Below are 25,322 nucleotides of genomic sequence, written 5' to 3'. Positions count from 1 at the left end.
GGAGAGATCGCCATGGAGCATGTTGCACAGGTCGTCGACCCCTTCGTCTTCCGGCTGTCGATCTTCGTCCTCGCCGTCTTCGTCGGTTATTTCGTGGTGTGGTCGGTGACGCCGGCGCTGCACACCCCGCTGATGAGCGTGACCAACGCGATCTCCTCGGTGATCGTGGTCGGCGCGCTGCTCGCGGGCGGCGTTGCCAACGTCTCGAGTGGCTCGGGCTGGGCGCGCGCCTTCGGCTTCGTCGCGTTGATCTTCGCCTGCGTGAACATTTTTGGCGGCTTCCTTGTCACCCAGCGCATGCTGGCGATGTACAAGAAGAAGTCGAAGTAAGCGGCCACCTCGGGCTGACGGGACAGATGGGGACCTGAGATGAACGCCAATCTCTCTGCATTGTTGTATCTCGTGGCGGGGGTGCTGTTCATCCTGTCGCTGCGCGGATTGTCGAGCCCGGCCTCGTCGCGCCAGGGCAACTTGTTCGGCATGATCGGCATGGCGATCGCGGTCGCGACCACGCTTGCCAACCATCCGCCGGCCGACGGCCTGGCCTGGGTGCTCGTCATCGTCGGCATTGCCATCGGCGGCACCATCGGCGCTGTCATCGCGCGCCGCGTGCCGATGACCTCGATGCCGGAACTGGTCGCCGCCTTCCACTCGCTGGTCGGCATGGCCGCCGTGCTGGTCGCGGCCGGCGCGTTCTACGCGCCCGAGGCCTTCGACATCGGCACGCCCGGCCACATCCATGCGCAGAGCCTTGTCGAAATGTCGCTCGGCGTCGCCATCGGCGCGCTGACATTCACGGGCTCGGTGATCGCGTTCCTGAAGCTGTCCGCGCGGATGAGCGGCGCGCCGATCATCCTGCCGTTCCGCCACATCATCAACATCGCGATCGCCGCCGCGCTGGTGTTCTTCATCGTCGGGCTGGTGATCTCCGGCAGCGCGTTCGACTTCTGGATGATCGTCATCCTGGCGCTGGCGCTCGGCGTGCTCATGATCATCCCGATCGGCGGCGCCGACATGCCGGTCGTGATCTCGATGCTGAACTCCTACTCCGGCTGGGCCGCGGCCGGCATCGGCTTCACGCTCGGCAATTCGGCGCTGATCATCACCGGCGCGCTGGTCGGATCAAGCGGCGCGATCCTGTCCTACATCATGTGCCACGCGATGAACCGGTCCTTCATCTCGGTCATCCTCGGCGGCTTCGGCGGTGAGACCGCCGCGGCCGGCGGCGGTACGGGCGAGCAGAAGCCCGCCAAGCTCGGCTCGGCGGACGATGCGGCCTTCATCATGAAGAACGCGCAGAAGGTCATCATCGTGCCCGGCTACGGCATGGCAGTGGCGCAGGCTCAGCACGCGCTGCGCGAAATGGGCGACATCCTGAAGAAGGAAGGCGTCGAGGTGAAATACGCCATTCACCCGGTGGCAGGCCGTATGCCCGGCCACATGAACGTGCTGCTCGCCGAAGCCAACGTGCCCTATGACGAGGTGTTCGAGCTCGAGGACATCAACTCCGAATTCGCGCAGGCCGACATCGCCTTCGTGATCGGCGCCAACGACGTCACCAACCCGGCGGCCGAAGAGGACAAGACCTCGCCGATCTACGGCATGCCGGTGCTGCAGGTCTGGAAGGCCGGCACCGTGATGTTCATCAAGCGCTCGCTGGCCTCGGGTTATGCCGGCATCGACAATCCGCTGTTCTATCGCGACAACACCATGATGCTGCTCGGCGACGCCAAGAAGGTCACCGAGAACATCGTCAAGGCGATGTAGGCGCGCGAAGGAAGCGGACCGTGGCCATCGACAAGGATGGCACCGGTCCCATCGCATGCCGCCCAAGGCGACGCGCGAGCAGCGCGTCAAATGGCACGCCGCCCACAAGGTGGCGTGCGGCTGTCGCGACTTACCGGCAAGCCTTCGGCCTGACGTCATGAAATTGCTGCGGAGCCGTCGCAAGCCCTGAGTTCAAACCGGGGCCGGCCGCGCCATGATCACCATCGCCAAGTGGACTGTCATCCTGCTCGTGACCGTCTATTTCGTCGGGCTCGTCGTGCTGTATGTCCGGCAGCGCGAGATGCTGTTTCCGATCCCGCCCGTCGGTCGCACTGCACCCGATGCCGCAGGTTTGCCCGAGGCAGAAGAGCATGTCCTGACCACCTCGGATGGCGAGAAGGTCATTGTCTGGCACGTGCCGGCGAAGTCCGGCCGTCCCGTGATCCTGTATTTCCCGGGCAATGGCGATTTTCTTGCGGGTCGTGTCAGCCGCTTCAAGGCCATGATTGCTGACGGCACCGGCCTCGTCGCGCTGTCCTATCGCGGCTATGCCGGCTCGAGCGGCGCGCCGAGCGAGCAGGGCCTGCTGCGCGACGCGGCCAAAGCCTACGCTTTCACCAGCGCGCGCTATGGGGCGGAACGAATCGTCGCCTGGGGCTTTTCGCTCGGGACGGGCGTGGCGGTCGCGCTCGCCTCCGAACACGCCATCGGCAGATTGATCCTGGAGGCGCCGTACACTTCGACCGCCGACATTGCAGCATTGGCATTCCGGTACGTGCCAGTGCGCCTTCTCATGCGCGACCAGTTTCGCTCCGACGAACGGATCGCGCGCGTCACGGTGCCGCTGTTGGTGATGCATGGCACCAATGACCTTGCCATTTCGATCCTGTTCGGGGAGCGTCTGTTCGCGCTCGCGCATGAACCGAAGCAGTTCGTGCGCTTTGCGGGCGGCGGACATGACAATCTCGACAGTTTCGGTGCGGTCGAAACGGCAAGGCGCTTCATTGGATATTAGACGATCCGTCACGCGGCTCAGGGGCGTATCCCTCGTCGCCATGCTCGCCTTGTTGCCGCAGCAGGCCTGGGCCGCAACCGGGCTCGACGGTGCGGCGATGCGCTGGCCCTATGCGCTGCCCTTTGCCGGTCTGCTGCTGTCGATCGCGCTGGGGCCCTTGTTGTTTCCGAAGATCTGGCACCATCATTACGGCAAGGTCGCCGCCGCCTGGTCGCTGGCCGCGCTCGTCTCGCTCGTGATTTTCGCCGGCGGCACGGCAACACTGGCGGCGCTCGTCCACGCCATGCTCGCCGAATATCTCGGCTTCATCGTGCTGTTGTTCTCGCTCTACGTCGTGGCTGGGGGCATTCTCATCACCGGCGACATCAAGGCCACGCCGGCGATCAATGTCGGCATCCTCGCGCTCGGCACGCTGGGGGCGAGCATTGTCGGCACCACGGGTGCCGCGATGATCCTGATCCGTCCGCTGATCCGAGCCAACCGGCCGCGGCGGCATAACGCTCATGTCATCGTGTTCTTCATCATCCTGGTTGCCAATGTCGGCGGCGCGTTGAGCCCGCTCGGCGATCCTCCGCTGTTCGTTGGCTTCCTGCATGGTGTCGACTTCTTCTGGACCACACGGACCATCTGGCTGCAGACCGCGCTCGTGGCCGGATTGCTGCTCGCGATTTTCGTCGCCGTCGACGTCTGGCGCTTCCGCAGCGAGCCCTTGCGCGAGGAGGCCGGTTCCGCCAAGCCGGTCCGCATCCGCGGCCTCGTCAATCTCGTGCTGATAGCTGCCATCGTCGCGAGCCTGCTGATGTCGGCGATGTGGAAGTCCGGCATTGCCTTCGACGTTCTCGGAACGAAGCTCGAGCTGGAGGATATCGCGCGCAATTCGGCGCTGCTCGCCATTGCGGCGCTGTCGGTGTGGCTGACGCCGGACGAGCACAGGCTGGCCAACGGCTTCACCTGGGAGCCGATCCGCGAGGTCGCAAAGCTGTTCGCGGGCATCTTCGTCGCCATCATCCCCGTGATCGCCATGCTCAATGCCGGTCACCACGGCGCCTTCGCCTGGCTGTTGTCGGCCGTAACGGGGCCGGACGGAGCGCCGCGCGAGGTCGCCTATTTCTGGTTCACGGGCTTGATGTCGGCATTCCTCGACAATGCACCGACCTATTTGTTGTTCTTCGAGCTCGCCGGCGGCGACCCGCACGTGTTGATGCATGAGATGTCGGGCACGCTTGCTTCCATCTCGATGGGGGCGGTCTACATGGGGGCGCTCACCTATATCGGCAATGCGCCGAACTTCATGGTAAGCAGCATCGCCAGCGAGAACGGCATCGAGATGCCGAGCTTCTTTGGCTATCTCTTGCGCGCCAGTGCCGTGCTGATCCCGCTGTTCCTGCTGCTGACGTTCCTGCCCATCGCACCGATGCCGCACTGGCATTGAATCTGCCGGCCGATTTGCTACTGCTCGGCCGGATGATTGGAGCCGATGGATGAGCGCGCATAATCCGATGCCCCGGTCGGCCTGGATCTTTCCGGCGCTGGCCGTGCTGTTGTTCGCAGCCGTCAGCGCAACGGGCTACGCGTTCACGCTCTCGCTGAGCGGGCTCGTCTTCGCGACCGTGCTGCTCGTCATCCTGTTCGGCACTGTGTTCGCCGCGGTTCATCATGCCGAAGTGATCGCCGAAAGGGTCGGCGAGCCCTATGGCACGCTGGTGCTGACGCTCTCGGTGACCATCATCGAGGTGGCGCTGATCACCACGATCATGCTCGGTGACAAGCCCGCGCCGGCGCTGGCGCGCGACACCGTGTTCGCCGTGGTCATGATCGTCTGCAATGGCCTCGTCGGGCTCTGCATCTTCATCGGCGGCCTGCGCTATCGCGAACAGGGTTTTCAGCTGTCGGGCGCCAACGTCTATCTCAGCGTCCTGTTCGCGCTCGCGACCATCACGCTGATCATGCCCAACTACACGACCAGTACGCCGGGGCCGGTCTATTCGGCAGCTCAGCTCGGTTTCGTCGACGTCGTCACGCTCGCGCTGTACGGGGTGTTTCTCTACACCCAGACGGTCCTGCACAAGGATTACTTCGTCCATGAACGGGCGGACGGGGACAGCGGCGCGGTGCATCTGTCGGGCAGAAAGTTCGTGCTCAGCGTCCTGCTGCTGCTGATTGCACTGCTGGCGGTGGTGCTGCTCGCCAAGAAGTTCTCGCTGGTAGTCGATGCCGTTGCGGTCAGGATCGGCGCGCCTCCGGCCTTTGCCGGCCTTCTGGTCGCGCTCCTGATCCTGATGCCGGAAGGCGTCGCGGCCGTAGCAGCGGCCCGCAGGAACGATCTGCAAAAGAGCATCAACCTCGCGCTGGGCTCGTCGCTCGCCACCATCGGGCTGACGATTCCGGCCGTCGGCATCGCCACCTACGCGCTCGACAAGGAGCTCGAGCTCGGCCTCAGCGCCCAGGGCAGCGTGCTCCTGCTCCTGACCTTCTTCCTGAGCATGCTGACCTTCGGCACAGGCAGAACAAACGTCCTGTTCGGGCTGGTCCATATGGTGGTATTTGCCGTCTACGTATTCATGGTTTTCGTGCCCTGAACCCATTTTGCGCGTCCGCCGCCCTCGCCGGCCGGATCGCGTCCCAGGAGAGTTACCGATGCTTGCCGCCAGATCCGAGGTTCAGGTCGATAACGAACAGGTCCGGGTGACCGAATGGCGGCTCGGTCCGGGCAGCGCCACCGGGCATCACACCCACGGCATGGATTACGTGATTGTTCCCGTGGTCGCCGGCGAAATGACCATCGTGGCGCCCAATGGCGAGCGGTCCAAGGCGCAGCTTGCGGCCGGGAAATCCTATTTCCGCAAGGCGGGCGTCCAACATGACGTACTTAACGAAACCTCAACCGAGATCGTGTTCCTTGAGATCGAGCTAAAGCCGTAAGTCCGGCCTTAACAACTTGCCATCGATCCGTCGCAGTTGATCCCTTACAATGCCCCAAAGTTCCCGCATCAGATCGCGCGGGGAGTGGCCGGAATGCTGAAATACCTCGCTAAAATTTCGATGGATATTTTCCCCTCGGTGCTCGCGACGATCATCGGGGCGTACATCGTTAACCACTACATCAACGCCAAGCCGGCGGCTGATGCCCCTGCGGCCGTGGTGGCCCCTTCCCAGGCCGGCAGCGACGGCAAGCCGACGGACACCGCCAACCTTCCTGGGCCCGGCGTCAAGGCCAAGGGCATCTCGGAGAAGAGCGTCTCCGACAAGGGTGTGACGGACAAGGCTGCGGCCGAGAAGCCCGCCGAGAAGCGTGAGACCAAGGCTGCAGACGTCGCGCCTGCCGACGCCCCCTCGCATGGCCGCCCCCCCGCGCGCGAGAAGGCCGCCGCGAAGGCGACCCCGCCAACCACTGCACCGGTCGCGGAGGCCAATGCCGCGCCGGCCGGAGCGTCCCAGGCTGCGACCCCCGACGCCAACGACTTGGCGCGCGCCGCCATCGAGCGTCTTCGCAAGTCGCCTGAGGGCAAAGCTGCCGAAGCCAAAGCTGCCGAGACCAAGCCGGTCGAGCGGACCTCCGAGCCCGCGGTGCGCGAAGCTACCCGCGTCCCCGAGGCTCCGCGCGTCATCACGACGGAGCCCTCAGCGGTCCGTCCGCTGCCGCCGCCGATCACGGTGTCCACGCCCTCGCCGGAGACCTATGGCAATGGCGGTCCGTCGCCGTCTTACACGGCCTCGGTCGGCAACGACGACCCGAATCGGATCTCGCCGCCGGCGGACATTCCCGTGCCGGTGATCGCGCCGCCGCTCGATCTGCGCGCCGATGCCGGTGCGACCATGCCCCGGCCGAAGAAGACCAATGTGGCCGACGAGATGCTGTCGGGCATGAAGTCGATGTTCCACTCCGTTCTGCCCAAGAGCGCCACTCCGGACTAAGACAGCGTCTGCGGCGGGTCCAAGCCGTCAGCCGCCGACGCGGGCGAGGCCGCTGCGTGCGGTGTCGTCGCGTGGACGAAGCGAGACGGCCCTGGTGTAGGATGCCGCCGCCTTGGCCTTGTCGCCCAGCCGTTCATAGGCCTGTCCGCGCGTGGTCCAGACCTGCGCGTTGTGCGGATCCGCCTCGGAAGCCTCATCCAGATCGGCTGCGGCCTCCTTGATCTTGCCGAGCGCGAGATAGCTGGTGGCGCGGCCGAGCAGCGGTTCGACCTTCTGAGGGTTGAGTCCGCTCGCGGCGCTGAAATCGGCGATCGCGAAGTCGTGCTGATGATTGGCCTGGTAGATCAGGGCACGGCCATAAAGCGCCTGCGCATTGTAGGGATCGAGACCGACTGCGCGATTGAACTCGTCGAGCGCTGCCGCGGTCTCGCCTGACTTCGCCAGGGATTGGGCTTTTGCGGTGTGGGCCTGAGCTTCGGTGACGTTGCCGGGGCTCACCGCGCTCTCAGCGGGCGCGGCCGCCTTGGGCGCCTCCTGCGGCTTGTCCTTCTCCGGCATCAACGATCCCAGATCGAAGGAGCACGCGCACAGCGCAATCCCCATCAAAGCCAGCGCGAACGGCTGCCAGATCCGGCGTCGCCGCGCCAAGCCGCGCTCGGGGAAAGGGGAGGCCATTTACGGTTCGCTCGCGCTCGTGCCGCACTGGTAGTGCCCCGTCCCAGAAAGGCACCGCTCACAAACAATAACGCGGGCCAGGGGCCCGCGTCATCGGAAACTGAAGTCTTGCAAGATCCGGTAGATCAGCGCGGTCCGCGCGGACCTGCACCCGGGCCGCCACGGCCGCCGCGATCACCGCCGGGGCCGGCGCCGAACACCGGCTTCGGCTTCATCGGCAGCAGGCCTTCGCGCTGCAGCTTCTTGCGGGCCAGCTTGCGCGCGCGGCGCACGGCTTCGGCCTTTTCGCGGGCCTTCTTCTCGGAGGGCTTCTCGTAGTGACCGCGGAGCTTCATCTCGCGGAAAATTCCCTCGCGCTGCATCTTCTTCTTCAGCGCCTTGAGGGCTTGATCGACATTGTTATCGCGAACGAGAACCTGCACGCGGCATCCTCTTCAGTGGATCGGATTTGAATTCTGGTAAGACGAAGGGGATGGCGAAACGCGCAAGCCCTTAACCTTGAGGGCGCCCATGTATCAGACAAAACCTGGAATGTCCACCGGCCAAGCGGGGATTCGGGCCAAGTTCAGCCATTAAATGAGGCAAAATACCTCCGTGCGGCCCTGATTTGGGAGATTTGACGCCCATGATGGGGCCGTTCCGGAGCTTTGTTCCGGAATCTTGCAAGCAGGGGACTACACATGGATATCAAGAAATACGCTGCAGAAGCCATCGGGACCTTTTGGCTCACATTCGCAGGCTGCGGGAGCGCGGTGATCGCCGCCGGCTTTCCGCAGGTCGGAATCGGCCTGGTCGGTGTCTCCCTCGCGTTCGGACTCAGCGTGGTCACCATGGCCTATGCGATCGGCCATATCTCGGGTTGCCATCTCAATCCGGCGGTCACCGTCGGTCTTGCAGCCGGCGGCCGTTTTCCCGCCGGGCAGATCCTGCCCTATGTGATCGCCCAGGTGGCTGGTGCGATCGTGGCTGCATGGCTTCTCTATGTCATCGCGAGCGGGGCTCCCGGATTCGACGTCGGCAAGGGCTTCGCATCCAACGGCTACGACGCGCATTCGCCCGGCCAGTACAGCATGATCGTGTGCTTCCTCACCGAGGTGGTGATGACGATGATGTTCCTGTTCATCATCATGGGCGCCACCCATGGCCGCGCGCCCGCGGGCTTCGCACCGCTCGCGATCGGGCTCGCGCTGGTGATGATCCATCTCGTCAGCATCCCCGTCACCAACACGTCGGTGAACCCGGCGCGCAGCACGGGTCCTGCGCTGTTCGTCGGCGGCTGGGCGACAGCGCAGCTTTGGCTGTTCTGGGTCGCGCCGCTGATCGGCGGCGCGCTGGGCGGGGTGATCTATCGCTGGCTCAGCGAGGAGCCCGCAGGAATCGTCGCGGGCGTGAAGACGGCGTAGAGAGCGTTTTCGAGCGAAGCGGATACCGGTTCGCGTCAAGAAAACGCGTCAAAAGAAAATTGCCAAGCGGGATCGCAGCGATTGCCGCGGTCCCCTCACTTGCCTTGCGATGGCCTGACTTCGGTGACGTGGCCCATCTTGCGGCCGGGGCGCGGCGCCCCCTTGCCATAGATGTGCACGGTCGCGCCAGGCACGCCCAGCCACTTCTCGTAGTCGTTGATCTCGTCGCCGATCAGGTTGGTCATGGTGACGACCTCGCCGTGCCGCACCGGCTTGCCGAGCGGCCAGCCGGCGATGGCGCGGATGTGCTGCTCGAACTGCGAGACGGACGCGCCGTCGAGCGTCCAGTGCCCTGAATTGTGCACGCGCGGAGCGATCTCGTTGACCAGCACCTTCGGTCCGGTGCCATTGGCCAGCACGAACATCTCGACGGCGAGCACGCCGACATAGTCGAGCGCGCTCGCGATCTTTCCGGCAATGCTGCGCGCTTCCTCGGCGAGCGTGTCCGGGATCTGGGCCGGCGCGCGCGATATCTTCAGGATGTGGTCGCGGTGCTCGTTCTCGGTGACGTCGAAACACTCGACTTCGCCTGTGACCGAGCGTGCGGCGATCACGGAGATCTCGCGCTCGAACGGCACGAAGGCTTCCAGGATCGCCGATTTGGTGGCGAGGCTGGTCCACACCTTGGCGATGTCGTCGCCCTCGCGGATGATGGCCTGGCCCTTGCCGTCATAACCGAAGCGGCGGGTCTTGAGCACGGCCGGTAGGCCGATCCTGGCGATCGCCTCGCGCAACGAGGCGACGGAAGTGACGTCGGCGTAGGCTGCGGTGCCGATCCCGAGGCGGCTGACAAAATCCTTCTCGGCGAGCCGGTCCTGGGTGGTCTCGAGGATCTTGCGATTGGGGAGCACCGGGCGGCGTGCGTCCAGCACCATCGCAGCGGCCGAGGGGACGTTCTCGAATTCGTAGGTGATGACATCGACGTCGCCCGCGAACAGCTCGAGCGCTTCGACATCGGCATATTCGGCGCAGGTCGCGTTCAAGACGACGTCGAAAGCCGGCGAGTCCGGATCGGGCGAGAACACCTGGCAGCGCAGGCCGAGCCGTGCCGCAGCCATTGCCAGCATCCGGCCCAATTGTCCGCCGCCGAGGATTCCGATGGTGTCACCGGGCTTCAGCTTCACGTGCCGGGTGTCAGTCACGCCTGGCCCTCCGGGCGCTCAGCGACCGCCTCGGTCTGAGCCTTGCGCCAGGCGGCGAGGCGGTCGGACAAGGCCGGATCGGACAGTGCCAGGACGGATGCTGCCAGCAGCGCGGCGTTGGTCGCGCCGGCCTTGCCGATGGCGAGGGTGCCGACCGGGATGCCGGCGGGCATCTGGACGATCGAATAGAGCGAATCGAGGCCCTTGAGCGACTTGGATTCGACGGGAACGCCGAACACCGGCAGTTCGGTCAGCGCCGCCGCCATGCCGGGCAGGTGCGCAGCGCCTCCAGCGCCGGCGATGATGACCTTGTACCCCGCGGCCTTGGCGCCCTTGGCGAAAGCAAACAGCCGGTCGGGGGTGCGGTGGGCCGAAACGATGCGGCTGTCGGCTGCAACGCCCAGCGCGGCGAGCGTGTCGGCGGCGTGCCGCATCGTGTCCCAGTCCGACTGGCTTCCCATGATGATGGCGATCGGCGCGGTCATGACGTTAATTGTGCCCGAAAAACAGAAGGATAGGCCAGATTAACGGTTCCGGCCGGCGGCTCGCAAGGCGGTGGCAAGGAGAAGGGAATCCACTATCCTGTCTTGGTGAATCCCCGCAAGCCTTCATTGAGCAGGATGCCCATGAAGAAACCAAAAAGGGCGCGTGCTGCGAAGGCCAAGGCGGCCCGGAAGACCAGCGCCGGCCGTTCCAAAGCCGCCCCGAAGCGCCCGGCCAAGCGTCCTGCGAAGCCGCCGCGGCGCGCCGCGGCGGGCGATGATGGCGCCAAGGAGACCCTCAGGGCGACGATCCGGGACTTGCGGACCAAGCTCAAGGAGGCGCAGCGCCGGGTCGCGGAGCTGGAAGCCGCGGCCGATACCGATTTTCTGCTCGAGATTCCCAACCGCCGCGGCTTCGAGCGCGAACTCGCGCGCGCCGTCGCCTACATGAAGCGCTACCGCGCCAGCGGGGCGCTGATCGTGCTCGACGTCGATCGGCTGAAGCCGATCAACGATTCGTTCGGTCATGCCGCCGGCGACGAGGTGCTCAAGGCGATTGTCGCCATACTGACGCGGCAGGTCCGTGCCTCCGACGTGGTCGGCCGGCTCGGGGGCGACGAGTTTGCGCTGCTGCTCTGGAATCTGAGCGAGACCGATGCCAAGGCGAAGGCCGCCGCCTTCGAACAGGCGATCGACGAATTGTCTTTCGTCTTTCGCGGCCAGCACGTGAGCGCGGGTGCCTCCGCCGGTGTTGCGCTGCTGGGGGCGCAATCCGATGCAGGCCGCGCCCTGGAGGAGGCGGATGCCGCGATGTATGTGCGCAAGGCGCACCGGCGGCACGAGCCGCGGATCAGTCTGGTCAGCAGCTGATTCCTACAACGTGGCGAGATCTTCCGGCACGTTGCCGAATTTGCGCAGCAGCGTGGCGTCCCCGAATTCGCCGGTCATGGGATCGCCGCTGCGGCTGAACGCGACCGCACCGATGTGGCCTGCGCCGCGCGACAAGGCCTCGGCGCGCCGCAACGCGGCCGTCGAACTCTGGCATTCTTCCGCTGCACCTGCGACAGGCGAGCCGTCGGCATCGATCAAGAAGGGCATTGCAACGTAATAGGTCACGTCCGACATGGCGCTGCTCCGAAGTTGAACTCAGGCGACGTTGCTCTTGCTCCGCATCCTGCTGTGCGAGGTCTCGGGGATGCAGCCGGCGGAGATTGCCGCCTGCAATTCCTCCAGCTCGGCCTCCAGATATTCGTTGGCCATGATCAGCGCCTTGATGGTGCTGCGCAGATTGCCGTCGCACATCGCGATGGCCTGGTCGCAGGCCTGTTCATAGTGGCTGTTGTCGAGAAGGGCGGCTGTCGACATCTGCGTTTCCTCGGGCGTTCCTGGGGGCGTTGGGGCACCCCAATGTTCTTATTTTGTTCTTTTCGAGTCAAGCGGATTCGATACCGGGTGGGCTTGTCGCGCAGCCTGTGGATCAGGCGATGATGTCGGGCGTGATCTGGTCTTCGATGAACGCGATGCGGTCGCGCAACAACAGCTTGCGTTTCTTCAGTCGCTGCAACCGCAACAGGTCGGGGGCGGGCGATTGATGCAGTGCATCGATCGCCGCATCGAGATCTCGGTGTTCCTGCTGCAACCGGGTGAGCTCGGCTTCGAGCTCACGCTCGTCTTCATTGGTCATGTCTGCGGTGGCCGAAAACCGATAGGCGTGAGACTAAGGCTGTGGATGCCCTGTGGAAATTATCGTCCTTGCGCGGCGTGATCGCAAGCGATCTGCGCCCTTGCTCGCCGATCTCCCGCAACATATTTCCGCGGGGGCGCCGAGCGACCGTGCAAGCGCATTGATATCACGGATTTTTCCGGCGCGGTTCCTCTACTCACGCTTCGTTACATATGAATTTTCAAAAATGAAGCTGCAACGACGGATACCCATCGACAGAACGAATCGGTGATGTAGACTTGCTTGTCCGGATCGAATCCTGAGGTTCAACCCTACCGAGGAGGTTTCGAATGACAATTCAGGCACATCTCGTTGAATTGGAACGGAAGCACAAACTTCTCGAAAACGAATTGCACGACGCTCTCGTGCACCTTTCAACAGACGACCTGCAAATTGTTGAGTTGAAGCGCCGGAAGTTGATGGTCAAGGACCAGATCGAGCGTCTGAAGCACGGCGACACGCTCCACTAGTAACCCCCATAACAGCGTAGAGTTGATCGTACCCTTCATCATGCAGGGATGAGAGTTATTGCGCTCGTCCCTGCTGCAAGGGAAGCATCGCGCAACGTGCTTGCGCGATGCTTGAACCTGTCTGCGCTCTAGACCTCTGCGAGCTCGGCGACGTGATCTGCGATCGCGAGCGATGACGTCAGTCCAGGGGACTCGATCCCGAACAAATTCACAAGCCCTGCGACGCCGTGATCGCGCGGACCCTGCATCAGGAAGTCCTGCGTGGCCACCGCGGGCGGTACGATCTTCGGCCGGATGCCTGAATAGCTCGGCATCAACGCGCCGTCGGGCAGCGCCGGCCAATATTTGCGGATCGCCGGATAGAAGCGCTCGGCGCGTGACGGGTCGACCTCGTAATCGATCGTCTCGATCCATTCGACGTCAGGGCCGAAGCGCGCCTGGCCGGCCATGTCCAGCGTCAGGTGCACCCCCAAACCGCCGGGTTCGGGCACCGGGTAGATCAGGCGCGAGAACGGCGCCTTGGCATTGCAGCTGAAGTAATTTCCCTTGGCGAGATAGGCCGGCGGAATTCGCTCCAGCGGCATGCCGTCGATATTGCGCGCCACCGTCGTCGCCGACAGCCCCGCGGCGTTGACGAGCAGGCTGCATTGCAGCGTCATCGGCGCCTCGCCCCCGGCCTCGATCTCGATGACGCCGCCGGCCGCCTTGGCGCGGATCAGCGGGGTGCGGAACGCGAAGGCCGCGCCGGCTTCCTCGGCTTCGCCGCGCAGCGACAGCATGTAGGCGTGGCTGTCGATGATGCCCGTTGAGGGCGACAGCAGCGCGGCGTCGCAGGCCAGCGCCGGCTCCAGCGCGCGTGCCGCCTCGCCCGCGAGCAGCTGCATGTCGAGCACGCCATTGGCCTCGGCATGCGCCTTGATCGATTGCAGCTTCGCGGTCTCCTGCGGGCTGGTCGCGACGATCAGCTTGCCGCAATTCTTGTGCGGGATGCCGCGCTCGGCACAGTAGCGGTAGAGCGCGTGCTTGCCGGCGACGCACATGCGCGCCATCCAGCTCCCGGCGCGGTAGTAGATGCCGGCATGGATCACCTCACTGTTGCGCGAGGAGGTGATGGTGCCGATCGCCTCGGCCTCCTCGAGCACGATGACCTCGCGGCCGGCCTGCGCCAGCCTTCGGGCCACCGCGAGCCCGACCACGCCGGCTCCGATGACGACGCAATCGACCCTATCCATGGTTGTGCAGCATGCCCGCTGGGAGCGCCGGTGGCGTAAGACCTGGAACGAATGGCGCGGGGCCGTTTTCCGTTAAGGAAGAATTTATCATGTCAGGCCAATTGCCGTATTTCACGTCACATTTTTCTGTTGCGCGTACAGGCGTTTACCCGATCCAAACCCGTGAAGCCAGACAATCCGACGTTGAAATCGCGGGTGGCTGATGGCTGAGAAGAACTGGCACGAGGGCAGCACGCTTCCGATTGCTGTGCAGGCCGTTGTGTGCCTCGCCGGCACGGTTGCGCCCGCGCGCGCCCTTGCGCTGTCGGACGGCTTTGCCGCGCCGAGCTATCTTGGTCAGCTCGACCCCAACATGGTCTGGGAAGCCCTGATCGCAGGCATCGTCGTCTGCGCCTTCCTTGCCGCGATCTCGCTGTGGATTCATTCCTCGCTGCGCCGGACCAGACGTTTGCAGCTGCGGCGCAACGCCTTCGTCTCCTCCGCCATGAACAATCTCAATCAGGGCGTGGTGATGACGGATGCGCAACGCCGCATCATCTTCTGCAACGACCGCTATCTCGAGATCTACGGCCTGACGCGCTCGGATCTCTGGCCTAACATGAACGGCTATGAGCTGCTCGACCTGCGACGTAGGCGCGGGGTGCTCGGCGGCGCCTCCGACGACGAGTTCTATGAGAAGGCGGCCAGCACCAATGGCCTGATCACCGAACTTCCGGACGGTCGGGCCATCCTGGTGAAATATTTCGTGCTGCCGAACGGCGGCTCGGTGGCAACGCATCTCGACGTCAGCGAGCAGCGCAAGCTGTCGCGGCAGCTCGCCTCGACCAAGCAGTTTCTCGAAACGTTGCTGGACAATGTTCCGGCCTGCGTGGCTGCGAAGAACATCGAGGACGGCCGCTATATCTTCGCCAACCGCGCCTATGAGCGGTTCTGGGGCTTCTCGCGCGACTACGTCGTCGGCAAGAAGGCGCGAGAGCTGTTCGAATCCGCTTCGGCGGACAGCATCGAGGCGACCGACCGGGCAGCACTCGATTCGCCGGACGGCCAGTTCCGCAACGAATTCGAGGTCGACCGCGGCGGCGAGCGGCGCATGGTCGCCTCGATCCGGATCGTGGTCCGCAACGAGAGCAACAAGCCTGAATTCCTGATGCTCGTGTTCGAGGACATCACCGACCGCCGCTCGCTGTCGAAGGAGCTGGAGAGCACCAAGAAGTTCCTCGAACTGGTGGTCGACAACATCCCGGTGGCGCTGATCGTCGAGCAGGTCAAGGATGGCCGCTATCTGCTCGCCAACCGCAGCGCGGAGACGATCCTCAATCGCCGGCGCGAGGAAGCCACGGGCCTGACGGCGTCCGACATCTTCAACCCCAAGGAAGCCAAGCTGATCATCGCGCGCGACGAGGCCGCGATCAAGAAACGCGGGATGATCACCGAGGAGCATCCGATCTCCACCAAGGACGGCCTGCGGCTGTTCCTGACCCGCCGCGCCACCGTGCTCGGCGACACCGGCGAGCCGCAATATCTGATCAAGACCCACGAGGACGTCACCGACCGCCGGCAGACCGAGTCGCGCATGGCGCACATGGCCTATCACGACGGCCTCACCGATCTGCCGAACCGTGCGGCCTTCCTTCAGGCGCTGACCCAGATGATCGAGGCCTGCGAGGGTACCGACGAGGAGTTCGCCGTGCTCTGCGTCGACCTCGACGGTCTCAAGGAGGTCAACGACGTCTTCGGCCACGCACTCGGCGACAAGCTCCTGATCGAGGTGGCCCAGCGGCTTCAGGACTCCGCCCGCGGCGGCGTGGTCGCGCGCCTCTCCGGGGACGAATTCGGCCTCATCATCGACGGCAAGCAGCCGGATTCCGGCCTTGCGCTGGCGCAGCATCTCGGCGAAGCCGTCGCGAAGGAATTCCAGATCGACGGCCGAGCGGTCCGCGCCGGCGCCACCACCGGCATGGCGGTCTTCCCGCACAATGGCGCCGACGGCGCCTCGCTGCTTGCCAATGCCGGTGCGGCGCTGTTCCGCGCCAAGCAGAAGTCCCGCGGCACGATCAGCCTCTACCAGCCGGAAATGGACCAGCAGATCCGCGATCGCCGCGTGCTGCATCAGGACCTGTCGATGGCGATCAAGAACGGCGAGCTCTCGCTTGCCTTCCAGCCGCAGGGGGCCGCGGGCGGCAGCGTCGCCGAGAGCGAGATCATCGGCTTCGAGGCATTGGCGCGCTGGCAGCATCCGGTGCGCGGCCAGGTCTCGCCGGCCGAATTCATCCCGATCGCGGAGGAAAGCGGCCTGATCGTCGAAATGGGCGAGTGGATCCTGCGCGAGACCTGCCGCGAGGCGGCGTCCTGGCCGAAACCGCTCCAGGTCGCGGTCAATCTGTCGCCGGCGCAGTTCATGCACGGCGACGTGGTTGGCCTCGTCCATTCGATCCTGATCGAGACCGGCCTTGCGCCCGGCCGGCTCGAGCTTGAGATCACCGAGGGCGTGCTGATCGAAGATTTCGACCGGGGTCTCGCGCTGCTGCGACGCCTCAAGGCGCTCGGCGTGCGCATCTCCATGGACGATTTCGGCAGCGGATATTCCTCGCTGAGCTACCTCCAGGCGTTCCCGTTCGACAAGATCAAGATCGACCGCGCCTTCATCATCAATCTCGGCCGCAACCCGCAATCGGCTGCGATCGTCCGCGCGGTGATCGATCTCGGCCACGGCCTCGACATGTCGATCGTCGCCGAGGGCGTCGAGACGATCGAGCAGCTCGCCTTCCTCGCCAAGGAGGGCTGCGACGGCGTGCAAGGCTATCTACTCGGCAAGCCGTCGCCGATCGGCAAATATGCCGGTCTGGTCGGTCGCGCCGAGGTCATGGAGCTTGCGCTCAAGACCGGCTAGAGCGTTTTCGAGCGAAGTGGACACCGGTTCGCGTCAAGAGAACGCGTCAAGAATAAGAATCCAGATCTATTCCGTTCCGATTTCATCGGAACGGAAATGGTTCTAGAGATGATGGGGCGCTTTGCTCCTTCTCGACGGCCTCATGGCGGATTACGACCTTGCGATCATCGGCGGCGGTCTGAACGGTGTCAGCCTCGCGCGCGATGCGGCCGGCCGCGGTCTGCGGGTCGTCCTGTTCGAGCAGGGCGATCTCGGCGGCGCGGCGTCCTCAGCGACACCCCGGCTGATCCACGGCGATCTGTCGGTGCTGGAGCGGCGCGGGTTCTGGCGGGTGCGCCGGGCGCTGGCCGAGCGCCGGATCTGGCTCGTCATCGCGCCGCATCTGGTCCGGCCGATGCGCTTTGTGATCCCCGCGCATTCCGACGCGCGTCCGCCGTGGCTGCTGCGCGCCGGCCTGTTGCTCTATGACAGGCTCTCCAGCCCAAGCGGCCTGCCGCCATCAGCCTCCATCGACATCACGCATCATCCGGTCGGCAACGCGCTGAAGCGCCCGTTCGGCACGGCCTTCGAATATTCGGACTGCGTCGTCGACGATTCCCGCCTGGTGGTGCTCACGGCGCTGGACGCGGCCGAACGCGGTGCTGCGATCCGGACCGGCGCGCGCTGCGTGCGTGCCGACAGAACAGACATCTGGCGGCTCGCGGTGGTCGATCGCGGCCATCGTCGTACGATCACGACCCGTGCGCTGGCCAACACCAGCGGGGCGTGGGCGTCGACGGTCGCGGAGACGGTGCTGCGCCAGCCGCAACCCGCCGCAGCGCCCATGCAGATGAGCCAGATCATCGTGCCCAGGCTGTTCGATTCCGACAACGTCTACGTCTTCCAGAACAGCGACGGACGCCTGATCTTCGCCTCCCCTTTCGAGCGGGAGTTCACGCTGATCGGCACTGTCACGAACGAGTTTACCGGCGATCCCGCCATCGTCGCGATGCGGGGGGCCGATGTCAGCTATCTCTGCGAGGCGGTCAGCCGCTATTTCCGGGAGCGCGTCGCCCCGGCCGATGTGGTCCGGACGGTCTCCGGGGTCAATCTGACGCCGGCGTCCGCACGGCGAGGTGACGGCACGACTTTATTCCACGCGCGCCGGCGCAAGGCGCCGCTGATCACGATGTTCGGCGGCGACGTCACCACCTCGCGTCTGCGCGCCGAGCGGGCGGTGACGAAGCTGACGCCGTTCTATCCGATGTCACCGCCCTGGACTGCGGGGGCCGCGCTGCCCGGCGGCGATTTCGCCTGGGACCGTTTCGACACCGAAGTCGACCTTGCGCGCGATCGCTGGCGCTTTCTCTCCGAAGCGCAGGCCCAGCGCCTCGTCGCCGCCTATGGCTCGCGCTTGGCCGCCGTGCTGGGGGAGGCCAAGACCCGCGGCGAGCTCGGTCCCGCCTTCGGGCCCGAGCTGACCGGGGCCGAGGTGCGCTATCTCATGACCCGCGAATGGGCGCGCTTTCCGGATGATGTCCTGTGGCGCCGGTCCAAGCTCGGCCTGACCATGCCGGCAGCGGATCGTGAGGCGCTGGCCGCGTTCATGGCAAATCTGAACTAACTTGAGCAGCGCGTGCCCGGCATCCCGCCGGGATCTCATGACGGATGGCGTGGATGACAATCTCCTCGCTCCCAACCTCGTAGAAGACGAGGAACGGGTAGGGCGTCGCAGTTAGCCTTCGAATGTCCGGATCATCGGTTCGCAGACCGATCTCGGGATGCACCAGCAATAGACCGATCACGTCCTGAAGGCGCTTTTGAACGCGCGCTGCTCCCTGAGGCGACGCTTCCGCGATGTAGGTCAAGATGGAATCGAGGTCGGCGAGCGCCGGGAGCGTGTAGCGGAGTTTCACAGGCCGTGCTTGGCCCAAGTGGCGCGGACTTCAGCCTCGGTTGCGAATTCGCCTCGTTTGGCCGCCTGCTTGGATGTGGCAATCGCTGACCTCTCATCATCCGAGAGGATGACGTGAGCAGATGCTTCCGCGCCGGCGAGTTGCAGGACGACCCGGGCAATATCGTCCTGTGCATCTGCCGGCAGACTTCGCGCGATCTCCAGGGCCTGGTCCAACAACTTGGTCATGTTTGTGACTATACGCCTTTTGGCGTCCGCATGAAGGCCAATTTGGCACGACTTCCCCCGACCCGGTTGAGCAAAAGCCGATCGAACGCTAGCGTGCGGCGGAATCGGGGTTGGCAGGAAACATGACGGACGAATTGCCCAAAACGCACGGCGCGACGGGTGCGGCCGATGGAGACGCGGTCGCAGCCGGCCAGCCGCTGCTGCGCATCGAGGCCGTCGCCAAGACCTTTGGGACGTTCCGCGCCGTGGATGGCGTATCGCTCGACATCAAGGCCGGCGAGTTCTTCGCGCTGCTTGGGCCCAGCGGCTGCGGCAAGACCACGTTGCTGCGCATGCTCGCCGGCTTCGAGGCGCCGGACGAGGGGCGAATCCTGCTCGGGGACAAGGACATCGCGCAGGCGTTGCCGCATGAGCGGCCGATCAACATGATGTTCCAGAACTACGCGCTGTTTCCGCATCTGTCGGTGCGCGACAACATCGCCTTCGGCCTGAAGCGCGCAGGCATGGCGCGTGCCGACATCGCCACCCGCGTGGCCGAGATGGTCGCATTGGTGAAGCTCGAAGGGCTCGAGAAGCGCAAGCCGGACCAGCTCTCCGGGGGCCAGCGCCAGCGCGTGGCGCTGGCCCGCGCGCTGGCCCGCCGCCCGCAATTGCTGCTGCTCGACGAGCCGCTCGCGGCGCTCGACAAGAAGCTGCGCGAGAGCACGCAAGGCGAGCTGATGGAGCTGCAGCGCCGGCTCGGCATGACCTTCATCATCGTCACCCACGACCAGGAGGAGGCGATGACGATGGCGAGCCGGATCGGCGTGATGAAATCAGGCAAGCTCGCGCAGGTCGCGAGCCCGCGCCAGCTCTACGAGGCGCCGCGCTCGCGCTGGATCGCGGAGTTCGTCGGCGACGTCAATCTGTTCGACGGCGAGTCCAAATTGCGCGACGGTCATCGTCTGATCATTGGCACGCGCGATGCGGGGGCGCTGGTGGTGGCCGAGCCGCGTGAGCCGGTCGGCGCGGGAAGATTGGCGGTCGCGATCCGTCCCGAGAAGGTCAAGCTGTCGCGGCACGGCCCGGTGAGCGAGGCCGGCCGTGAGACGGCGATCAACCGGCTCGATGGCGTGATCGCCGACATCTGCTATCTCGGCGGCACCACCACCTACAAGGTGAAGCTCGACACCGGCGGAACGGTGCAGGCGTCCGTCGCCAACAATGCGCGCATCGACGTCGATGCCTACAGCCTGAACCAGCATGTGGTCGCCTGGTTCACGCCCGACGATTGCGTGGTGCTGCAATCATGAGCGCCCGCCGCATCTTCGCGCGCCCAGCGCGCTTCGCCGCGATCGCTCCCTATGTCTGGATGGTGCTGTTCTTCCTGGTGCCGTTCGCCTTTGTGCTGAAGATCAGCCTGTCGCAGACGGCGATCGCGCAGCCGCCCTACGAGCCGGTGTTCGATCCGACGGCGGGGTGGGACGCACTCAAGGCGGCCCTGGCCGCGCTGTCGTTCGATAATTTCAGGCTGCTCGCCTCCGACGACATCTACATGTTCGCCTATCTGCGCAGCCTTACCGTCGCTGTCACGGCGACCGCGCTTCTGCTCCTGATCGGTTATCCCATCGCCTATGGCATGGCGCGGCTGCCGAAGCGTTGGCAGGCGGTGGCGATGGTGCTGGTGATCGTGCCTTTCTGGACCTCGTTCCTGATCCGTATCTATGCCTGGATCAACATCCTCCAGCACGACGGCCTGCTCAACCAGATCCTGCTGGCGCTGCACCTGGTCAGCCAGCCCGTGGTCTGGCTCTCCACCGACAGCGCGATGTATATCGGCATCGTCTATTCCTACTTGCCGTTCATGATCCTGCCGCTCTACGCCACGCTCGCCAAGATGGAGCCGGCGCTGGAGGAGGCGGCCGCCGATCTTGGGGCAGCGCCCTGGCAGGTGTTCTGGCTGGTCACCTTTCCGCTGTCGCTGCCCGGCGTTGGCGCCGGTGTGCTGCTATGCTTCATTCCCATCGTCGGCGAGTTCGTCATTCCGGATCTTCTGGCCGGCTCCAATTCGCTGATGATCGGCCAGACCCTGTGGCTCGAATTCTTCACCAACAAGGATTGGCCGGTCGCCTCTGCCGCCGCCATCGTGCTGCTGGCCGTGCTGCTGGTGCCGCTGTTGCTGTATGAGCGCCTGCAGAAGCGGCAGCTGGAACAGGGACGCTGAGACGATGCGCAAGGCCTCCCGCCTGTCCCGCTTCAACATCGCCTCGCTCGCGCTGGGGCTCGCGTTCCTTTATCTGCCGATCCTCATCCTCGTCATCTATTCCTTCAACGCCTCGCGTCTGGTGACGGTCTGGGGCGGCTGGTCGCTGCGCTGGTATCACGAGTTCTTCAACGACCGCGCCATGATCGAGGCGGCCTGGATGAGCCTGCGGGTCGCGGTCTCATCCGCGACCATTGCCACGCTGCTCGGCACGCTCGCCGCGGTCGCATTGTCGCGCGGCGAGCGGTTCCGCGGCCGCACGCTGTTCTCCGGCATGCTCTATGCGCCGCTGGTGATGCCCGAGGTGATCACGGGGTTGTCGCTGCTGCTGCTGTTCGTGGCGCTCAACGCCGAGCGCGGCTTCTGGACCGTGACCATCGCCCACACCACGCTGACGATGTGCTTCGTCGCCGTGGTGGTGCAGTCCCGCCTCGGCTCGCTCGACCGTTCGCTGGAGGAAGCCGCGATGGACCTCGGCTGCAACCCGGTCCGCGCGTTCGTGGCCGTCACGCTGCCACTGATCGCGCCGGCGATCGTCGCCGGCTGGATGCTGGCCTTCACGCTGTCGCTGGACGATCTCGTGATCGCGAGCTTCACCACCGGCCCCGGCTCGGCGACGCTGCCGATCCGGATCTATTCCGAGGTGCGGCTGGGAGTGAAGCCCGAGATCAACGCGATCTGCACGCTGGTGATCGCCCTGATCGCGCTCGTCATCGTCATCGCCTCGCTCGCTTCGAAGCTGTCGAGCTCGCAGGGCGAGAGCGCAGCGCCGCTGTAGGATCGGGCTGTCGTTGCGAGGAGCCCTTGCGACGAAGCAATCCAGAGTCTCTCCGCGGAAAGATCCTGGATTGCTTCGCTGCGCTCGCAATGACGAAGGGGGCTTAAGACTTCACCGCGCCCGCGGTCAGCCCGCCCACCATGTAGCGCTTGAAGGCGTAATAGACTGCGGCCGGCGGCAGCGCGTAGATGAAGCCGGTGGTCATCAACAGCTCCCAGGGCGAATCGTCGGCGGCGAGGAAGTTGCCGAGCGCGACCGGCAGCGTGATGTCGGTGTCCTTGGACAAGAGCAGGAATGCGTAAAGATATTCGTTCCAGGCCAGCAGCACCGCATAGGTGCCGATCGCGACCAGCGAGGGCATCATCAGCGGCACATAGACCAAGCGGAACAGCTGCAGCGTGGTCGCGCCGTCCATCACGGCGGCCTCGTCGAGCTCGACTGGCAGCTTGTCGGACGCTTGCTTCAGCACCCAGATCGCGTAAGGCGAGGCGATCGTCACCATCGCCAGAATCAGCGACCAGTGATTGTTGAGCAGGCCGTAATTGCCCATGGTCCGGTACATCGGCACGGCGAGGAACGCCGCCGGGATGAAGTAGGTGAACAGCGCGAGATTCATCACCCAGCGGCCGCCCGGCACCTTAAGCCGCGAGATCGAGAATGCGGCGGCGGTCGCGATGAACAAGGTCAGTGCGCCGGCGGCCAGCGCGATCACAGTCGAGTTCCAGAACTGGATCCAGAAGTCGCGCAGGAAATAGTGCTCCTGGTAGAACACGATGTGAAAGTTGTGCAGCGTCGGGTGATCCGGCCACAGCTTGCCCGAGAACGCGTCCTCCTTCGGGGAGATCGCAAACAGGAACATGTGATAGATCGGGATCATCGTCCACAGGAAGACGGGAATGCCGATCAGCAGGAGCCGCGCTTCGGTCCCGACTTCGCGCAAGGAGGGGAGCTTCATCGCGACAACCGTTTCATCATGAAGTACACGAGCGGCAGGACGAACGGCATCGCGCAGACGATGGATGCCATCGCCAGCGAGAGCTGGTCGAGCCGGAGATAGCGGATGCCGAGCGTTGCCAGCACGTGCGTGAGGTCGGCCGGGCCACCGCCGGTGAGGAGATAGACGCTGTTGAAGTCGCCGAGCGTCCAGATCATCGAGAGCAGCGTGCAGGTGACGTAGAGCGTCTGCATCGACGGCCAGGTGATGTAGCGGAATTTCTGCCACCAGCTCGCGCCGTCGACCTCGGCGGCTTCGAACAGATCGTTCGAGATCGCAAGGCGGCCGGTGATCAGGATCAGCGTCCAGAACGGCAGCGACTTCCAGATGTGCACGGCGATCGCCATGCTGAGCGCCACGGTCGGATCGTTCAGCCAGTTCGGGCCGTCCTCGCCGGTGAGGGAGAAGATGAAATGGTTGACCATGCCCCATTCGGGATTGAGCATGAAGCGCACCGACAGGATGGTCGGGATCGACGGCACCGCCCAGGGCAGGATGAAAATCACCGACAGCCATTTGATCCAGGGGCGCTGCACGGCGAAGAAGCCGGACAGGAACAGCGCGATCAGCATCTTGATGTTGATGCCGATGACCAGGAAGATCAGCGTGTTGACCGCGGCGCGCGCGAAGATTGGGTCGTTGTAGAGCGCGACATAGTTCGCCGGAGCGCGCGCGAGCCACAGGCCGTAGCAGACGGGATAGACCACGAAGGCAAGGAAAACGAGCAGATAGGGCGCAAGCAGCACGATGCCCCAGACCTGCGCCGGGGTCAGCCGCGACGACAGGGGCGGGCCGGGGATTGCCTGATCGCCAGAGAGCGTGATCGCCATTCTTTTCGGACTCTTCTCAAATCTAAAACCTCTCCCCGCTTGCGGGGAGAGGCCGGATCGCCCTCGGGCAATCCGGGTGAGGGGGTACAGGACTCACTACGCGCACAACTAGCGGATAGAGCCCCTCACCCCAACCCTCTCCCCGTAAGAACGGGGAGAGGGAGGGGATAGACCTTAACCCGCGACCTGCTTGATGCGGGCGATCAGTTCGTCGACGGCCTTGTCGACCGGAACCTTCTCGCTGACGACGCGGTTCATCGCCTTCGCCCACACGTTCTCGTTGTTGAGAATCGTGAACTTCCAGTTCTTGGTGAAGTCGAATGCCGCGGTTCCGCCCTTGAACTGCGCGTAGACGGCCTTGCGGTGCTTGTCAGCCTGCCAGAACGGGCTTTCCTGGCTTTCCTTCGTCACCGGGAACCAGCGGCCGAGCGCGCCCTCGATGTAGGGACGGACGTTCTCTTCCTGGAGCAGGAAGCTGATGAACTGCTTGGCCTCGGCCTTGTTCTTGGCCGCGGTGAACACCAGTCCGGTCTTGACGTCGGAGCGGTAGCGGATGGTCGAACCATCCGGCGCCTTGGGGAAGGACGCCGTGATGATGTCTTGCTCATAGGCCTTCTTGCCGGCTTCGCGCTGTTCGGGCGTGAGTGCCTGGTTCGAGGAATCTTCAAACCACTTCGCCGCGATCGAGATCGTGAAGTTGTGGGTCATCACGATGGTCTTGTTGTGGAAGGCGACGTTGTTGTCGGGATCCTTCCAGGTCGTGGAGGACGGCGGCGTGCAGCCCTTGATGTAGGTGTCGGTGTAATCCTTCATCGCCTTGATCAGGTTCTCGCGAACCGTGGGATCGTCGACCGTGAGCTTGCCGTCGTCGTCGACCAGCTTGACATGATAGGCGTCCATGAAGGTGTAGAACGACTGGAAGGAATCGGTGGATTCCACGCCCATCGGCTGGCCGACGGCATAGAGGCGCTGGCCAGTGGCCTTGCGGATCGCCGGCTGCACCTTGTCGCACCAGAACGTCCAATACCCGGTCCAGTCGTTCGGGATATCGGCCAGCTTGAAGCCGGCCTTCTCCAGCATGTCGTTCCAGATCTGAACGTGCATGCTCTGCTGCTTCAGCGGAAAGCCGTAATAGGCCTTCTTCTTGGTGACGTCGTTGTAGAGGATCGAGGCATCCAGGGTGTTCTGCACGAACCGGCCCTTGATCGGCTCCATGACGTCGGAGAGATCCTCGAGCTTGCCCTCATAGGCCCACTTGCCCTGCGCCTGGACGTCATAGGAATCGGAATAGGCGACATCGGGCACGGTGCCGGAGTCCAGTGCAGCCACCGTCTTCGGAATCATGTCCTGGATCGCGTATTGCGACAGTTCGACCTTGATGCCGGTCTTGGCTTCGAATTTCTTGATCGTCTCGATCAGTGCGTCGTCTTCGGAGCGATAGAAGCCCTTGCCCCACCAGACCGTGATCGTCTTCTGCTGCGCAAATGCGGGTGCAGCGGCTGCAAACAGCCCGGCCGCAGCGACCGCCAGTGATACTGCGCCAATAACCTTGGATTTCACGTTTTTCTCCCTCAAACGGCCG

At 64.5% G+C, this 25,322-nt stretch carries 28 protein-coding genes; 15 read left to right on the top strand and 13 right to left on the bottom strand.

Annotated elements, in window-relative coordinates; all coding sequences use genetic code 11:
* Window positions 1-12: 12 nt before the first annotated feature.
* The 7 genes from E4K64_RS23075 (at window position 13) to E4K64_RS23045 (ending at window position 6,697) form a co-directional block, all read left to right on the top strand.
* The gene (locus tag E4K64_RS23075) at window positions 13-330 is read left to right on the top strand and encodes a proton-translocating transhydrogenase family protein (RefSeq protein ID WP_027545555.1); all 318 of its coding nucleotides are present in this window, start codon (window positions 13-15) and stop codon (window positions 328-330) included.
* A gap of 39 nt (window positions 331-369) precedes the next feature.
* Window positions 370-1,767: an NAD(P)(+) transhydrogenase (Re/Si-specific) subunit beta gene (locus E4K64_RS23070; RefSeq protein WP_135165567.1), complete on the top strand. Its 1,398-nt coding sequence runs from the start codon at window positions 370-372 to the stop codon at window positions 1,765-1,767.
* Window positions 1,768-1,984: 217 nt separating this feature from the next.
* Window positions 1,985-2,782: an alpha/beta hydrolase gene (locus tag E4K64_RS23065; protein ID WP_135165632.1), complete on the top strand. Its 798-nt coding sequence runs from the start codon at window positions 1,985-1,987 to the stop codon at window positions 2,780-2,782.
* A 97-nt stretch (window positions 2,783-2,879) separates the two neighbouring features.
* Window positions 2,880-4,214 (top strand): sodium:proton antiporter, encoded by a 1,335-nt coding sequence (locus E4K64_RS23060; protein WP_235884755.1) that lies wholly within the window; start codon window positions 2,880-2,882, stop codon window positions 4,212-4,214.
* A 49-nt stretch (window positions 4,215-4,263) separates the two neighbouring features.
* The gene (locus tag E4K64_RS23055; RefSeq protein ID WP_135165565.1) at window positions 4,264-5,361 is read left to right on the top strand and encodes a calcium:cation antiporter; all 1,098 of its coding nucleotides are present in this window, start codon (window positions 4,264-4,266) and stop codon (window positions 5,359-5,361) included.
* 58 nt (window positions 5,362-5,419) lie between these two features.
* Window positions 5,420-5,704 (top strand): cupin domain-containing protein, encoded by a 285-nt coding sequence (locus E4K64_RS23050; protein WP_126258802.1) that lies wholly within the window; start codon window positions 5,420-5,422, stop codon window positions 5,702-5,704.
* Between the two features lie 93 nt (window positions 5,705-5,797).
* A complete protein-coding gene (locus E4K64_RS23045) occupies window positions 5,798-6,697 on the top strand; it encodes a hypothetical protein (RefSeq protein ID WP_135165564.1) in 900 nt (299 codons plus the stop codon).
* A 27-nt stretch (window positions 6,698-6,724) separates the two neighbouring features.
* Here E4K64_RS23045 and E4K64_RS23040 read toward each other — a convergent pair whose 3' ends face one another.
* Both E4K64_RS23040 and rpsU read right to left on the bottom strand, forming a co-directional pair.
* Window positions 6,725-7,372 (bottom strand): tetratricopeptide repeat protein, encoded by a 648-nt coding sequence (locus E4K64_RS23040; protein ID WP_135165563.1) that lies wholly within the window; start codon window positions 7,370-7,372, stop codon window positions 6,725-6,727.
* Between the two features lie 125 nt (window positions 7,373-7,497).
* Window positions 7,498-7,794, bottom strand: coding sequence for a 30S ribosomal protein S21 (gene rpsU / locus E4K64_RS23035; RefSeq protein ID WP_008546194.1), 297 nt, complete (start codon window positions 7,792-7,794; stop codon window positions 7,498-7,500).
* A 258-nt stretch (window positions 7,795-8,052) separates the two neighbouring features.
* On the opposite strand from rpsU, the gene aqpZ reads away from it, so the two are divergent.
* Entirely contained in the window at window positions 8,053-8,775 is a 723-nt protein-coding gene (aqpZ, locus tag E4K64_RS23030; RefSeq protein ID WP_135165562.1) for an aquaporin Z, read from the top strand.
* A gap of 95 nt (window positions 8,776-8,870) precedes the next feature.
* Here the strand turns inward: aqpZ and E4K64_RS23025 are convergent, their stop codons facing one another.
* Both E4K64_RS23025 and purE read right to left on the bottom strand, forming a co-directional pair.
* On the bottom strand, window positions 8,871-9,977 hold the full coding sequence (locus E4K64_RS23025) for a 5-(carboxyamino)imidazole ribonucleotide synthase (protein ID WP_135165561.1): 1,107 nt from the start codon (window positions 9,975-9,977) through the stop codon (window positions 8,871-8,873).
* Entirely contained in the window at window positions 9,974-10,462 is a 489-nt protein-coding gene (gene purE, locus E4K64_RS23020; RefSeq protein WP_135165560.1) for a 5-(carboxyamino)imidazole ribonucleotide mutase, read from the bottom strand. The genes E4K64_RS23025 and purE overlap by 4 nt, the downstream gene beginning before the upstream one ends.
* Window positions 10,463-10,603: 141 nt before the next feature.
* On the opposite strand from purE, the gene E4K64_RS23015 reads away from it, so the two are divergent.
* Window positions 10,604-11,329, top strand: a complete 726-nt coding sequence (locus E4K64_RS23015; RefSeq protein ID WP_167772204.1) for a GGDEF domain-containing protein — start codon at window positions 10,604-10,606, stop codon at window positions 11,327-11,329.
* 3 nt (window positions 11,330-11,332) lie between these two features.
* Here the strand turns inward: E4K64_RS23015 and E4K64_RS23010 are convergent, their stop codons facing one another.
* From E4K64_RS23010 to E4K64_RS23000, 3 genes are all read right to left on the bottom strand, one after another.
* Window positions 11,333-11,584, bottom strand: coding sequence for a hypothetical protein (locus E4K64_RS23010; RefSeq protein ID WP_128918215.1), 252 nt, complete (start codon window positions 11,582-11,584; stop codon window positions 11,333-11,335).
* A 21-nt stretch (window positions 11,585-11,605) separates the two neighbouring features.
* Window positions 11,606-11,824 (bottom strand): hypothetical protein, encoded by a 219-nt coding sequence (locus E4K64_RS23005; RefSeq protein ID WP_135165558.1) that lies wholly within the window; start codon window positions 11,822-11,824, stop codon window positions 11,606-11,608.
* A 112-nt stretch (window positions 11,825-11,936) separates the two neighbouring features.
* Window positions 11,937-12,143: a YdcH family protein gene (locus E4K64_RS23000; protein ID WP_008546179.1), complete on the bottom strand. Its 207-nt coding sequence runs from the start codon at window positions 12,141-12,143 to the stop codon at window positions 11,937-11,939.
* 329 nt (window positions 12,144-12,472) lie between these two features.
* Here E4K64_RS23000 and E4K64_RS22995 point away from each other — a divergent pair, with 329 nt between their 5' ends.
* A complete protein-coding gene (locus E4K64_RS22995) occupies window positions 12,473-12,652 on the top strand; it encodes a YdcH family protein (RefSeq protein ID WP_028138361.1) in 180 nt (59 codons plus the stop codon).
* Window positions 12,653-12,780: 128 nt separating this feature from the next.
* Here the strand turns inward: E4K64_RS22995 and E4K64_RS22990 are convergent, their stop codons facing one another.
* The gene (locus tag E4K64_RS22990) at window positions 12,781-13,884 is read right to left on the bottom strand and encodes an NAD(P)/FAD-dependent oxidoreductase (RefSeq protein WP_135165557.1); all 1,104 of its coding nucleotides are present in this window, start codon (window positions 13,882-13,884) and stop codon (window positions 12,781-12,783) included.
* Window positions 13,885-14,086: 202 nt separating this feature from the next.
* Between E4K64_RS22990 and E4K64_RS22985 the strand changes: the two genes are divergently transcribed.
* Together E4K64_RS22985 and E4K64_RS22980 are read left to right on the top strand one after the other, a co-directional pair.
* Window positions 14,087-16,774, top strand: coding sequence for a sensor domain-containing protein (locus E4K64_RS22985; RefSeq protein WP_135165556.1), 2,688 nt, complete (start codon window positions 14,087-14,089; stop codon window positions 16,772-16,774).
* Between the two features lie 142 nt (window positions 16,775-16,916).
* Window positions 16,917-18,377 (top strand): glycerol-3-phosphate dehydrogenase, encoded by a 1,461-nt coding sequence (locus tag E4K64_RS22980; RefSeq protein WP_135165555.1) that lies wholly within the window; start codon window positions 16,917-16,919, stop codon window positions 18,375-18,377.
* Here E4K64_RS22980 and E4K64_RS22975 read toward each other — a convergent pair.
* Together E4K64_RS22975 and E4K64_RS22970 are read right to left on the bottom strand one after the other, a co-directional pair.
* The gene (locus E4K64_RS22975; RefSeq protein ID WP_135165554.1) at window positions 18,358-18,669 is read right to left on the bottom strand and encodes a type II toxin-antitoxin system RelE/ParE family toxin; all 312 of its coding nucleotides are present in this window, start codon (window positions 18,667-18,669) and stop codon (window positions 18,358-18,360) included. The genes E4K64_RS22980 and E4K64_RS22975 overlap by 20 nt on opposite strands.
* Complete coding sequence (locus E4K64_RS22970; protein WP_135165553.1) at window positions 18,666-18,896, bottom strand: hypothetical protein; 231 nt, start codon at window positions 18,894-18,896, stop codon at window positions 18,666-18,668. Before E4K64_RS22970 ends, E4K64_RS22975 begins: the two co-directional genes overlap by 4 nt.
* A gap of 122 nt (window positions 18,897-19,018) precedes the next feature.
* Here E4K64_RS22970 and E4K64_RS22965 point away from each other — a divergent pair, with 122 nt between their 5' ends.
* Genes E4K64_RS22965 through E4K64_RS22955 form a run of 3 tightly spaced genes read left to right on the top strand, consistent with a single transcriptional unit; the run spans window position 19,019 to window position 21,916 of the window.
* Window positions 19,019-20,188 (top strand): ABC transporter ATP-binding protein, encoded by a 1,170-nt coding sequence (locus E4K64_RS22965; protein WP_135165552.1) that lies wholly within the window; start codon window positions 19,019-19,021, stop codon window positions 20,186-20,188.
* Window positions 20,185-21,099 carry an ABC transporter permease gene (locus E4K64_RS22960; protein WP_135165551.1) on the top strand — a complete coding sequence of 305 codons (915 nt, stop codon included), beginning with the start codon at window positions 20,185-20,187 and terminating at the stop codon, window positions 21,097-21,099. The genes E4K64_RS22965 and E4K64_RS22960 overlap by 4 nt, the downstream gene beginning before the upstream one ends.
* A 4-nt stretch (window positions 21,100-21,103) precedes the next feature.
* On the top strand, window positions 21,104-21,916 hold the full coding sequence (locus E4K64_RS22955; protein WP_135165550.1) for an ABC transporter permease: 813 nt from the start codon (window positions 21,104-21,106) through the stop codon (window positions 21,914-21,916).
* A 103-nt stretch (window positions 21,917-22,019) separates the two neighbouring features.
* On the opposite strand, the gene E4K64_RS22950 is transcribed toward E4K64_RS22955, so the two are convergent.
* From E4K64_RS22950 to E4K64_RS22940, 3 genes are all read right to left on the bottom strand, one after another.
* Window positions 22,020-22,871 carry a carbohydrate ABC transporter permease gene (locus E4K64_RS22950; protein WP_135165549.1) on the bottom strand — a complete coding sequence of 284 codons (852 nt, stop codon included), beginning with the start codon at window positions 22,869-22,871 and terminating at the stop codon, window positions 22,020-22,022.
* Window positions 22,868-23,740 carry a carbohydrate ABC transporter permease gene (locus tag E4K64_RS22945; RefSeq protein WP_135165548.1) on the bottom strand — a complete coding sequence of 291 codons (873 nt, stop codon included), beginning with the start codon at window positions 23,738-23,740 and terminating at the stop codon, window positions 22,868-22,870. Before E4K64_RS22945 ends, E4K64_RS22950 begins: the two co-directional genes overlap by 4 nt.
* A gap of 174 nt (window positions 23,741-23,914) precedes the next feature.
* Window positions 23,915-25,300 carry an ABC transporter substrate-binding protein gene (locus tag E4K64_RS22940; protein ID WP_135165547.1) on the bottom strand — a complete coding sequence of 462 codons (1,386 nt, stop codon included), beginning with the start codon at window positions 25,298-25,300 and terminating at the stop codon, window positions 23,915-23,917.
* Between the last annotated feature and the right edge of the window lie 22 nt (window positions 25,301-25,322).

Origin of the sequence: Bradyrhizobium frederickii, from assembly GCF_004570865.1 — a bacterium.
Classification (GTDB): Bacteria; Pseudomonadota; Alphaproteobacteria; order Rhizobiales; family Xanthobacteraceae; genus Bradyrhizobium; species Bradyrhizobium frederickii.
The sequence above is the reverse complement of the archived record's forward strand: the minus strand, read 5'-3'. Positions and strand labels throughout refer to the sequence as shown.

What these genes read in the sequence shown, in the direction of transcription:
- E4K64_RS23060 (WP_235884755.1), top strand. Translation starts at nt 2,880, where the DNA reads ATGCGCTGGCCCTATGCGCTGCCCTTTGCCGGTCTGCTGCTGTCGATC.
- E4K64_RS22985 (WP_135165556.1), top strand. Translation starts at nt 14,087, where the DNA reads ATGGCTGAGAAGAACTGGCACGAGGGCAGCACGCTTCCGATTGCTGTG.
- E4K64_RS23055 (WP_135165565.1), top strand. Translation starts at nt 4,264, where the DNA reads ATGAGCGCGCATAATCCGATGCCCCGGTCGGCCTGGATCTTTCCGGCG.
- E4K64_RS23045 (WP_135165564.1), top strand. Translation starts at nt 5,798, where the DNA reads ATGCTGAAATACCTCGCTAAAATTTCGATGGATATTTTCCCCTCGGTG.
- E4K64_RS23070 (WP_135165567.1), top strand. Translation starts at nt 370, where the DNA reads ATGAACGCCAATCTCTCTGCATTGTTGTATCTCGTGGCGGGGGTGCTG.
- E4K64_RS23040 (WP_135165563.1), bottom strand. Translation starts at nt 7,372, where the DNA reads ATGGCCTCCCCTTTCCCCGAGCGCGGCTTGGCGCGGCGACGCCGGATC.
- E4K64_RS22980 (WP_135165555.1), top strand. Translation starts at nt 16,917, where the DNA reads ATGGCGGATTACGACCTTGCGATCATCGGCGGCGGTCTGAACGGTGTC.
- purE (WP_135165560.1), bottom strand. Translation starts at nt 10,462, where the DNA reads ATGACCGCGCCGATCGCCATCATCATGGGAAGCCAGTCGGACTGGGAC.
- E4K64_RS22960 (WP_135165551.1), top strand. Translation starts at nt 20,185, where the DNA reads ATGAGCGCCCGCCGCATCTTCGCGCGCCCAGCGCGCTTCGCCGCGATC.
- E4K64_RS23050 (WP_126258802.1), top strand. Translation starts at nt 5,420, where the DNA reads ATGCTTGCCGCCAGATCCGAGGTTCAGGTCGATAACGAACAGGTCCGG.
- E4K64_RS22965 (WP_135165552.1), top strand. Translation starts at nt 19,019, where the DNA reads ATGACGGACGAATTGCCCAAAACGCACGGCGCGACGGGTGCGGCCGAT.
- E4K64_RS23015 (WP_167772204.1), top strand. Translation starts at nt 10,604, where the DNA reads ATGAAGAAACCAAAAAGGGCGCGTGCTGCGAAGGCCAAGGCGGCCCGG.
- E4K64_RS23010 (WP_128918215.1), bottom strand. Translation starts at nt 11,584, where the DNA reads ATGTCGGACGTGACCTATTACGTTGCAATGCCCTTCTTGATCGATGCC.
- E4K64_RS23000 (WP_008546179.1), bottom strand. Translation starts at nt 12,143, where the DNA reads ATGACCAATGAAGACGAGCGTGAGCTCGAAGCCGAGCTCACCCGGTTG.
- E4K64_RS23075 (WP_027545555.1), top strand. Translation starts at nt 13, where the DNA reads ATGGAGCATGTTGCACAGGTCGTCGACCCCTTCGTCTTCCGGCTGTCG.
- E4K64_RS22950 (WP_135165549.1), bottom strand. Translation starts at nt 22,871, where the DNA reads ATGAAGCTCCCCTCCTTGCGCGAAGTCGGGACCGAAGCGCGGCTCCTG.
- E4K64_RS22995 (WP_028138361.1), top strand. Translation starts at nt 12,473, where the DNA reads ATGACAATTCAGGCACATCTCGTTGAATTGGAACGGAAGCACAAACTT.
- E4K64_RS22970 (WP_135165553.1), bottom strand. Translation starts at nt 18,896, where the DNA reads ATGACCAAGTTGTTGGACCAGGCCCTGGAGATCGCGCGAAGTCTGCCG.
- E4K64_RS22945 (WP_135165548.1), bottom strand. Translation starts at nt 23,740, where the DNA reads ATGGCGATCACGCTCTCTGGCGATCAGGCAATCCCCGGCCCGCCCCTG.
- E4K64_RS23005 (WP_135165558.1), bottom strand. Translation starts at nt 11,824, where the DNA reads ATGTCGACAGCCGCCCTTCTCGACAACAGCCACTATGAACAGGCCTGC.
- E4K64_RS22955 (WP_135165550.1), top strand. Translation starts at nt 21,104, where the DNA reads ATGCGCAAGGCCTCCCGCCTGTCCCGCTTCAACATCGCCTCGCTCGCG.
- E4K64_RS22990 (WP_135165557.1), bottom strand. Translation starts at nt 13,884, where the DNA reads ATGGATAGGGTCGATTGCGTCGTCATCGGAGCCGGCGTGGTCGGGCTC.
- aqpZ (WP_135165562.1), top strand. Translation starts at nt 8,053, where the DNA reads ATGGATATCAAGAAATACGCTGCAGAAGCCATCGGGACCTTTTGGCTC.